This is a genomic window from Curtobacterium sp. Csp2 (genome assembly GCF_013347165.1).
Genome location: NZ_CP054593.1, coordinates 1,094,331 through 1,103,500 on the forward strand (window position 1 = coordinate 1,094,331; position 9,170 = coordinate 1,103,500).

The following is a 9,170-nucleotide window of genomic DNA, read 5'->3' on the forward strand; positions in this document are numbered from 1 at the left end:
GTGCTGTGGGGGTGGAGCGGGACCGGTGGGCCGGTCAGCTGAAGTCGTGCCAGCGCCCGACGGCCAGGCGGCCGACGAGTCCGAACACGAGGAAGACGGCGACGCCGTAGAGCGAGGCGATGATGATCGTCGCGTAGAGCTCCGGCCCCATCAGGCGCGAGGCGGTGACCTGGATGAGGACGCCGAGGCCGGGGTTGCCGCGCTGGAAGAACTGGTCGCCGACGATCGCGCCGATGACGCTCAGGCCGGCCGAGGTGCGCAGGCCGACGAAGATCGACGGCAGGGCGGCGGGGAACTGCAGCTTCACGAGCCGGGCGAACCGGCTCGCCCGCTGCAGCCGGAACAGCTCGCGCTGCGCCCGGTCCGCGGACTGCAGGCCGAACAGGGTGTTCGACACCATCGGGAACAGGGCGATCATCACGGTGACGATGACCCGGCTGGCGAACTCGTAGCCGAACAGGGCGCCGATGAGCGGCACGAGCGCCAGGATCGGCACGCACTGCAGCACGACGGCGTACGGGTAGAGCGAGCGCTCGAGCCACTTCGCCTGCGCCATCGCCATCGCCCAGGCGACGCCGATCACGATCGCGAAGGCGAGTCCGACGAGCGACACCACGGTGGTGCGGCCGAGGGCGGACCACAGGTCGGTGCCGAAGGTGGAGGGCGACCCGTCTGGCATCGTCGGCGCGACGATCGCCTTGAGCACGAGGTGCGGGTACGGCACCAGGAACGCGAGCCCGCGGACGTGGTCGTAGTACGCCGCCGCCGCGTACCAGATGCCGACGAGCACGGCGAGGACGACGAGCGGCGGCCACCACGTGACGGCACGACGGGGACGGCCGGCGGTGCGGCGCGCGGCGGTCCGGACGGCCCGGGCCTCGGAGACCTCCTGCAGGGTGACCATCAGCGGTGTCCTTCCCGGAGTGCGTGCGAGACCTCGCCGACCAGTTCGGCGAACTCGGGGGTGAAGCGGATGTCGGGGTCGCGGGGCATCGGGAACGGCACGTCGAACCGGCCGACGATGCTGCCCGGACGGCCGGACATCACGATGACCTCGGTGGACAGGTACACGGCCTCGGACACCGAGTGCGTGATGAACAGGCCGGCGAAGCGCTGCTCGACGAACAGGCGCAGGAGTTCGTCGTTGAGGCGCTCGCGGGTGATCTCGTCGAGGGCGCCGAAGGGCTCGTCGAACAGGAACAGCTCCGGGTCGAGCGTCAGCGACCGGGCGAGCGAGACGCGCATCCGCATGCCGCCCGAGAGCTGCTTCGGCAGGTTGGTCTCGAAGCCGTTCAGCCCGACGAGGTCGATGGCGCGCGCCGCCTTTGCCGCCCGCTCGGCCTTCGGGACGTGGCCGAGCTCGGCGAGCAGCTCGACGTTGCCCTGCACCGAGCGCCATGGAAGCAGGGTGGCGTCCTGGAACACGTAGCCGATCCGGTCGGTCGCGACCCCGGCGGTGCCGTGCGACGCGGACTCGAGCCCGGAGGCGATGCGGAGCAGGGTCGACTTGCCGCAGCCGGAGGGGCCGACGACGGACACGAACTGTCCGCGGTCGACGGTCAGGTCGACGCCCTGCAGGGCGACGGTCCCGTTCGGGAAGGTCATCTCGACGTCGCGGAAGTCGAGCAGGGTGTCCGTCGCGGTGACGGGCGGTGGGGCGGTGGTGGTCACGGTCACCTCGGGTCCTCGGTGGGTGTGCGGATCGGGTCGGGGTGTCGGGGTCAGGCGGGCACGGGCGCCGCGGTCGCGGCGACGGTGGTGCGCACCTCGGTGCGGGCGACGAGCCGCCCGCGGGACAGGACGATGCGGTCGGCCGGGGCGTTCGCGACGGCGTCGGTGACGCTGGTCGCGGCGATCGCGAGCAGGTCGGCTCGCCGTCCGGGGACGGGACCGGCGGCCGGGAGGCCCATCACACTCCGGGCGGTGTCGCTCACCATCGCGTACGCCTGGTCCGGCGTCACGTGGCCGGCCGTCACGAGCAGGGACGCGGTCTCGAGCGCGTCGCTGCGGCCGACCGGGTTGAACGGGTCGCGGACGTTGTCGGCGCCGGCGGCCACACGGACGCCGGCCGCGGTGAGCGCCTGGATCGCGGTGAGTCCGCGGGGCGTGGACACCGGGTGCTGCCAGCCCTGCAGGTACAGGTTCGTGATCGGCAGCGTGACGATGCCGAGGTCCGCCGCGGCGACGTCGGCGACGACCTCTGCGCGGCGCTCGGGCCCGAGGGTGCCGAGCCGGACGCAGTGCCCGGCGGTCCAGGTGCGGCCGTCCGCGCCCGAGTCCCGGCGTGCGGTGACGGCGCGGGCGAAGTGGTCGAGCGTGACCGGTCCGTCGAGGTTCTCGTCGGTGTGCAGGTCGACGCCGACCCCGTGCCGGTCGGCCAGGGCCAGCAGCCGGTCGACGTCGGCGAGCGGGTCCTCGGCCAGGTGCGGGGCGCCGCCGACCAGGTCGACGCCGCAGGCCAGGACTGCCTCGACGTGGTGGTCGGGGGCGAGCGGTCCGGCCAGGGCCACGAGCTCGAGGTCCATCAGCCCGGCGAGCTCGTCACGGACCCGCACGAGGGCCTGCGCACCGCGCACGGCGGACTCGACGGGGGCCGGGGCGTCGTCGATGCTGCGGCGACCGCTGAGGACGTCGACGTGGCTGCGGACCGCGGTGGTGCCGGCGGCGAGCATGGTCAGGGCGGCGGTACGGGCGCGGTCGGCGATCTCGTCGACGGTCATGGTCGTGGCGTGGGCGGACCAGGACGCGATCGCGGCACCGAGGTCGCCGAGCGGCGGGCGGATCGCGTCGGCGCTCAGGGCCTTGTCGAGGTGCGCGTGCGGCTCCGCCGGGGCGGTCAGGAGCAGTCGTCCGGCGAGGTCGAGCGTGCCGTCGACCGAGCCGCGGAGCGTGCCGGCCGGGGCGACCTCGGTCACGGTGTCACCCGAGATCGCGACGTCGACGAGCCGTCCGTCGGGCAGCAGCGCCCCGCGCAGCAGGTCGACCGGACGCGGTGCTGACGAGTCCATGGCGGCCTCCCGGGTTGTGTGAGAATGTTGATCGCATCAACATCTCCGATGCTAGGGCGGGTGTGTTTCCCCCTCGTTTCACGGCGGTTGCCGTGTGTGACACCCGCTCGGACCCGGAACGACACCGAGAGGAGTCCGCGTGAGCACCGCGACCCCCACCGAGAACGACCGCGTCGTCGACGAGCAGACGCAGCGCATCGGCGAGCACATCCGCGCACGTCGTCGCGCCGCCCGGTTGACGCTCGTGCGGGTGGCCGAGACCACCGGCCTGTCCCACCCGTTCCTCAGCCAGGTCGAACGCGGGCACTCCCGCGCGAGCATGGTGTCGCTCGAGAAGATCGCCGCCGCGCTCGGCACCACCCAGGTCGAACTGCTCGCCGCCGGCGCCCCCGAGCGCCCGGAGCAGGACGACCGTGCCCCCGAGGTGATCCGGGCGGGGGAGGGCGCCCGCGGGCCGTTCTCGAGCGGCGAGGCGCGGCTGCTCGTGCACGCCGGCCCGCACGCCTTCGAACCGCTCGAGTGGACCGGGGACAACACCGACCTCGGCGAGTACTTCGAGCACCGCGAGGACGAGTTCCTCACCGTGCTCGCCGGCGACGTCCTGCTCGACCTCCGCGGACAGGAGCCGCTCCGCCTGGGGCCGGGCGACTCCGCCTACTACCGCGGCGGCACCGGCCACCGGTGGTGCAGCGCGGACGGTAGCCGCTTCCACATGATCGTGGTCAAGGAGACCCCGCGCGCCGGAGTGGTCGCGTGACCGGGGCGCCCGAGCGCCGGCGGCTGCGCGTCGCCGCCCGCCGCACGGTCGCGTCCGACGTCGTCGCGCTCGACCTCGCGCCCCTCGACGACACCGCGCTGCCGGACTGGGAGCCGGGCGCGCACGTCGACCTCGAGGTCGCGCCGGGCACCGAGCGGCAGTACTCCCTGGTCGGCACGACCCCCGAGGGTCACTGGCGGATCGCCGTGCTCCGGGAACCGGACGGTCGCGGTGGCTCCGCGGCCGTGCACGACGGCCTGGCGGTCGGCACCGAGGTCGCGGTCGCCGGTCCCCGCAACCACTTCGGCTTCGATCCGTCCCGCCCCGCGGTCTTCGTCGCCGGCGGCATCGGGATCACCCCGATCGCCGCGATGATCGCCGCCGCGGAGCGTGCCGGGACGCCGTGGGAACTCCACTACGCCGGGCGCACCCGCGACCGGATGGCCTTCGTCGACGACCTCGTCGCGGCGCACCCCGACCGGGTCGCTCTCGCGGTCGCCGACGAGCACCCGCGGCTGAACGTGGTCGGGCTCCTCGCCGAGCCGCGCGACGCCGTCGTGTACTGCTGCGGTCCGCGCGGTCTCATGGACGCGGTCGAGGCCGCTGCCGCGCACTGGCCGGCCGGCAGCGTCCGGGTCGAGCGCTTCGAGCCGGCCGCCGACGTGGACGCGCCCGGCGAGCCGTTCGAGGTCGAGCTCGCCGTCACCGGTGTCACCGTCACGGTCCCCGCCGACCGGACCCTGCTCGAGGTCGCCGAGGAGGCCGGCGCGTTCGTGCTGTCCTCCTGCCGCGAGGGCACGTGCGGCACGTGCGAGACCCCGGTGCTCGAGGGTGCGGTGGAGCACCGCGACACCGTCCTCAGTCCCGAGGAGCAGGCCGACGACCGCAGCATGATGGTCTGCGTCTCGCGCGCGCGGCGCGGCTGTCCGCGCCTGGTCCTGGAACTCTGACGGGGTCGGGGACGGACGGACGGGAGGCGGTGCACACGACGTGCGTACCGCCTCCCGTCCGTCCGCGTCCCCGACCCGGGTCGGGGACCGCCCCTACGGACGCTCGGTGTCGTCGAGTGCGCCGCCGGTGAGCGCCGAGAGGCGCTCCAGCCCCGCCTCGGCGACCAGCTGACGGGCGAGGGGGCGGGCGCGGGCGACCGCCTCGCGCACGTCCACCCGTGTGACGTCGTGGTCGACGACGCTCAGCTCGCCGTCGACCCAGACGTCGCGGACCTCACGGCTGCCGGCGACGAAGACGACCGCCTGGTACGGGTCGTGCACGTTCGCCAGCGTGGGGGAGTCGCCGTCGAACACGACCAGGTCGGCGCGCTTGCCCGGCTCGAGCGAGCCGATCTCGGCGTCCATCCGCAGCGCGCGGGCGCCGCCGATTGTCCCCATCTCGAACGCCTCGCGCGCACTCATCGCCGTGGCTTGCAGGTCCCGGACGCGCGCCAGGAGCGCCGCCGTCTTCATCGCCTGCAGGAAGTCCTGCGAGTCGTTGGACGCCGGCCCGTCCACGCCGATGCCGACCGGGACGCCGAGGGCCCGGAGCTCCGCGACCGGGGCGATGCCGCTCGCCAGGATGCCGTTCGCGACCGGGTTGTGGGCGACGCCGACGCCGTTCGACGCGTAGCGCTCGCGGTCCTCCCGGTCGACCCAGACGCTGTGCGCCGCGATCACCGGCACCTGGAACATGCCCGTGGCCTCGGCGTGCCCGATGGCCGTGCGGCCGGTGCGCTGCCGGGCTGCGGTGACCTCCTCGCGGACCTCGTGGAAGTGCACGTGCACGCCGTGGCCGCCGGCGACCGCGTAGTCGACGTGCTCCTGCCAGGTGTCGTCGGTGTACCGCCCGATCGACGACACCCCGACCCGGAACGTGCTGTACCGGCTGGCGTCGGCGGCCTCGCGCAGGGCCTCGAACTCCTCGAGGATCGGCGTCGCGCCGAAGTCCCGGTCGACGTCCCCGGAGCCGAACGACACCACGCCGCGCAGACCCAGGTCCTCGAGCGCCGCGACGACCCCGGGGGTCGCCGGCTCGTCGGGCATCGGGTCTGCGCAGAACATGTCGTTCGCGGTCGTGACACCGCTCCGGAGCAGCTGGATGCCCTGCAGCACGGTGCCGGCGTAGGCCTTCTCGCGGGTCATCACCGGGTTGACACGGCCGATCAGTGCGGTGAGCCACTCCCACAGGGTGTACTGCGAGCCGATGCCCGTGATGAGCCCCTCGCTGAAGTGCCCGTGCGTGTTCACGAAGCCCGGGGTCACGACGTCGTACGCACCCCCGCGGACCGGGGCGTCCGGGTGGGCGGGGGACAGCTCCGCGAAGGTGCCCACGGCGGCGATGCGGTCCCCGTCGAGCAGGACGGCGCCGTCGCGGATCGCGGCGGGGGTGGCGGCGTCGTCCGGTGCTGCGGTCAGCACCCAGCCGGCGCGGATCAGGGTCTGTGACATGGGGCGAACCTAGGGTGCGCGTGTTTCGCGGGTGTCACCGCGGGGTTTCCCCGAGGGCGCGGTGCGGGCGGTCGGAACGGGCGCGGTCCGCGGAGCCGGCGCGCCGGGACTGGGAGCGGGCGAGTCAGGACCGCGGGGCTGGTCGGTCTCGGTGACCACGTTCGGGGAGACGGTGCGGACTAGGGGGTCGGCGAGGGCGAGCTCGTGGCGAGTTCGTCAAGGTCACCGTCCGCGCACGCTGACTCGCCGTCGATGCTGTAGCCACCCTCGGTGGACGCGAGGAAGTCGATGCTGGTGACCGGACCGCCCCGTCCGGACACCCTGAGGTCCGGGTCGTCGCCGCCGCTGCGGTACCGCTTCGTCGTGATCCCCAGGCTCTGCCAGAACGACTCGACCTTGCGGAGATCGTCCCTCGGGTCATCCGCGCCGGGCCGCTGCTCGACGTACACCCAGGTGACACCGCCTGGGTCCTCGGCATCGCCGGACCCGTCCGAGCCCTTGCACAGACCGAGCCGCGGTCCGCTGAGGACCTTCCAGTCCCCGTCGACGATCGCCGCGGTGCGGTCGACCGCGTCGGTGATCGACTGCTTCGCGTCGTCCGACGAGACGGCGCGGTGCGGGGACGTTCCGGACTCCACGGGTTCCCCTGCGCAAGCGGTCAACAGGGACACGGCCAGAGCTGCCACGACCGCCGAGCAGAGGCGCTCCGGGCGGAGGCCGTGCACCGACCGCGCGGCGACACCGTCCGACCCGAGACCAGCCATGTCGTCCCCCTCCGACCTGGTGCGAGCGTACACAGGCACGAGCCCGGGGCGTCCGCCGTCACGCCCCGGAAACAGGCGGCTGCTAGAACCGTCGCATGCTGACCGTCACCGGTGCCCGCCGTGTCCTCGTCGACCCCCGCACCGAACGGGACGGTGACGTCGTCGTCGACGACGGCAGCGACCTCGAGACCACGCTCGACGCGTCCGGGTGCGTCGTGACGCCCGGCCTCGTGAACGCCCACCACCACCTGCTGCAGACCGCGTTCCGGACGCTGCCGGGCACGCGCGGTGTCCCGATGGCGGAGTGGCTCCCGACGATGGCCGCGGCGTACGCCCGGGCGGGGCACGATCCCGAGCTGTACGGACTGGCCGTGTCCGCCGGAGCCGCGGAGGGCCTCCTGTCCGGCGTCACGACGATCGCCGACCACCACCTGAACTGGCCCGCGGACGCGACCACCGACGACACCGTGGAGCTCGCGGGCGCGACGGTCGACGCCGTCCGCGGGCTCGGCGGGCGGCTCGTGTTCGTCCGGGGGTCGGCGCGCGACGACCCGGAGCGCGCCGCCGCGTCGGCGGACGCGATCGCCGGGCGGCTGCTGCACGAGCGCGCCGTCGGCGGGGTGGACCCGGACGGGCGGCTCCAGGTCGCGGTGGGGCCGGCCGGGGTGCACTCGGACGGCGAGGCGACCTTCCGGGCGCTCGGCGAGGTCGCGGCGCAGCACGGGTTGCGGCGGAGGACACAGGCGAACGAGCAGGTGGACACCGCCATCGCCCTCGAGCGGTACGGGCGGCGGCCGCTCGACCTGCTCGAGGAGTGGGGGTGGCTCGCACCGGACGTGACGATCGCGCACCTGTGCGACGTCACCGTCGACGAGGTCGCCCGGCTCGCGGCAGCCGGGGTGAGCGCGACGCACGCGCCGGGGTGCGACGTGCCGATGGGGTGGGGGATCGCCCCGGTCGCGGCGCTGGCGCAGGCGGGGATCCCGGTCGGCCTCGGGACGAGCGGGGGCGGCAGCAACGACGCCGGGCACCTGCTCGCGGACGGCCGGCTGGCGATGCAGGTGTCGGCGCTCGTCGGGCCACAGCTCCCGGCACGGCAGGTGCTCGGGATGATGACCGAGGGGTCGGCGGCGGGACTCGGACGCCCGGAGCTCGGGCACCTCGGGGTGGGCTCCGCGGGCGACCTGTGCGTGTGGGACGTCTCGGGCGTCCCGGACGCGGGCGTTGCCGACCCGGTCGCCGGGCTGCTCTGGGCGTCCCCGGGGCGGCGGCCGAAGCACGTGGTGGTCGGCGGGCGCGTGGTCGTCCGGGACCACCGGCTCGTGACGGGGGACGAGCGCGAGATCGCGGCGCGGCTCACGGAGCGGCTTGCGCGCACGCCGGTGTGACGGCGGCGGGCCGGGTTCGAACTCGGGAGCACGGATCGAGGTCGAGGGTGCGGCGGATCGTCCCCGGCGACCCCGTCGTGGACGTCCTGCGTCGGGCGGCGTCGGGCGTGCCGACGTCGCTCGCGGTCTCGCTCGAGGCGGACACGCTCGGTGCGGTCGTCACCGCGCCGGACGGGTGCCGTGGCCGGGTGTTCGTCGAGCGCGCGGACGCCCGGCCGCGGTGCATCGTCGTCGGGGCCGTGGAGTTCGCCGTCGCCGTGACGAACGCCGCGGCGGTGCTCGGGCACGCCGTGACCGTGGTCGACCCGCGGCCGGTGTTCCTGACCGACGAGCGCTTCCCCGCCGCGGACGAGCGCATCGTGGGGTGGCCGACGCGGGTGCTCGAGGGGCTGCCGATCGACGCGTCGACGGTGGTCGTCGTCCTGTCCCACGACGAGCGGTTCGACGCCGCGGTGATCGACCTCGCGCTCCGCCGCGGTGCCGGGTACGTGGGGGCGATGGGCTCCCGTGCGACGCACGAACGGCGGACGGCGGAGTTACGCGCGCTCGGCACGCCGGACCTCGGGCGGCTGCGGTCCCCGATCGGGCTCGACATCGGCGCGGAGACCCCGGCCGAGATGGCGGTCGCGATCACGGCCGAGGTGATCGCCGTGCGTCGGGGTGCTCCGGGTGGCGCGCTCGCCGGCGGGGCGGGGCCGATCCACCGGCGGGCGGTGGCGGCGGCATCGGGCTGAGCGGGCGGGCGGGTTGCCGTTCTGAACCAGGAATCCGACGTCGAACCAGGCGCTGCTGCTGGTTCGACGTCGGGAACG

The 9,170-nt window shown here is 74.4% G+C and carries 9 protein-coding genes; 4 read left to right on the forward strand and 5 right to left on the reverse strand.

Going from position 1 to position 9,170, the window contains the following annotated elements:
* Positions 1 to 34: 34 nt before the first annotated feature.
* From HUN59_RS05520 to HUN59_RS05530, 3 genes are read right to left on the reverse strand one after another with little or no spacing between them, the layout of a single operon-like run.
* Positions 35 to 904, reverse strand: coding sequence for an ABC transporter permease (locus HUN59_RS05520; RefSeq protein WP_058743405.1), 870 nt, complete (start codon positions 902 to 904; stop codon positions 35 to 37).
* On the reverse strand, positions 904 to 1,671 hold the full coding sequence (locus tag HUN59_RS05525) for an ABC transporter ATP-binding protein (RefSeq protein ID WP_254629997.1): 768 nt from the start codon (positions 1,669 to 1,671) through the stop codon (positions 904 to 906). Before HUN59_RS05525 ends, HUN59_RS05520 begins: the two co-directional genes overlap by 1 nt.
* Positions 1,672 to 1,721: 50 nt before the next feature.
* Positions 1,722 to 3,008 carry an amidohydrolase family protein gene (locus tag HUN59_RS05530; protein WP_174777783.1) on the reverse strand — a complete coding sequence of 429 codons (1,287 nt, stop codon included), beginning with the start codon at positions 3,006 to 3,008 and terminating at the stop codon, positions 1,722 to 1,724.
* A 139-nt stretch (positions 3,009 to 3,147) separates the two neighbouring features.
* Between HUN59_RS05530 and HUN59_RS05535 the strand changes: the two genes are divergently transcribed.
* Together HUN59_RS05535 and HUN59_RS05540 are read left to right on the forward strand one after the other, a co-directional pair.
* Complete coding sequence (locus tag HUN59_RS05535; protein ID WP_174777784.1) at positions 3,148 to 3,765, forward strand: helix-turn-helix domain-containing protein; 618 nt, start codon at positions 3,148 to 3,150, stop codon at positions 3,763 to 3,765.
* The gene (locus tag HUN59_RS05540) at positions 3,762 to 4,715 is read left to right on the forward strand and encodes a PDR/VanB family oxidoreductase (RefSeq protein ID WP_174777785.1); all 954 of its coding nucleotides are present in this window, start codon (positions 3,762 to 3,764) and stop codon (positions 4,713 to 4,715) included. Before HUN59_RS05535 ends, HUN59_RS05540 begins: the two co-directional genes overlap by 4 nt.
* Positions 4,716 to 4,808: 93 nt before the next feature.
* On the opposite strand, the gene HUN59_RS05545 is transcribed toward HUN59_RS05540, so the two are convergent.
* Both HUN59_RS05545 and HUN59_RS05550 read right to left on the reverse strand, forming a co-directional pair.
* Positions 4,809 to 6,206 (reverse strand): amidohydrolase family protein, encoded by a 1,398-nt coding sequence (locus tag HUN59_RS05545; protein ID WP_174777786.1) that lies wholly within the window; start codon positions 6,204 to 6,206, stop codon positions 4,809 to 4,811.
* A gap of 179 nt (positions 6,207 to 6,385) precedes the next feature.
* The gene (locus HUN59_RS05550) at positions 6,386 to 6,844 is read right to left on the reverse strand and encodes a hypothetical protein (protein ID WP_174777787.1); all 459 of its coding nucleotides are present in this window, start codon (positions 6,842 to 6,844) and stop codon (positions 6,386 to 6,388) included.
* A gap of 221 nt (positions 6,845 to 7,065) precedes the next feature.
* Between HUN59_RS05550 and HUN59_RS05555 the strand changes: the two genes are divergently transcribed.
* Positions 7,066 to 8,358 (forward strand): amidohydrolase family protein, encoded by a 1,293-nt coding sequence (locus HUN59_RS05555; RefSeq protein ID WP_174777788.1) that lies wholly within the window; start codon positions 7,066 to 7,068, stop codon positions 8,356 to 8,358.
* 47 nt (positions 8,359 to 8,405) lie between these two features.
* Positions 8,406 to 9,092 carry an XdhC family protein gene (locus tag HUN59_RS05560; protein ID WP_174777789.1) on the forward strand — a complete coding sequence of 229 codons (687 nt, stop codon included), beginning with the start codon at positions 8,406 to 8,408 and terminating at the stop codon, positions 9,090 to 9,092.
* The last annotated feature ends 78 nt before the right edge of the window (positions 9,093 to 9,170 follow it).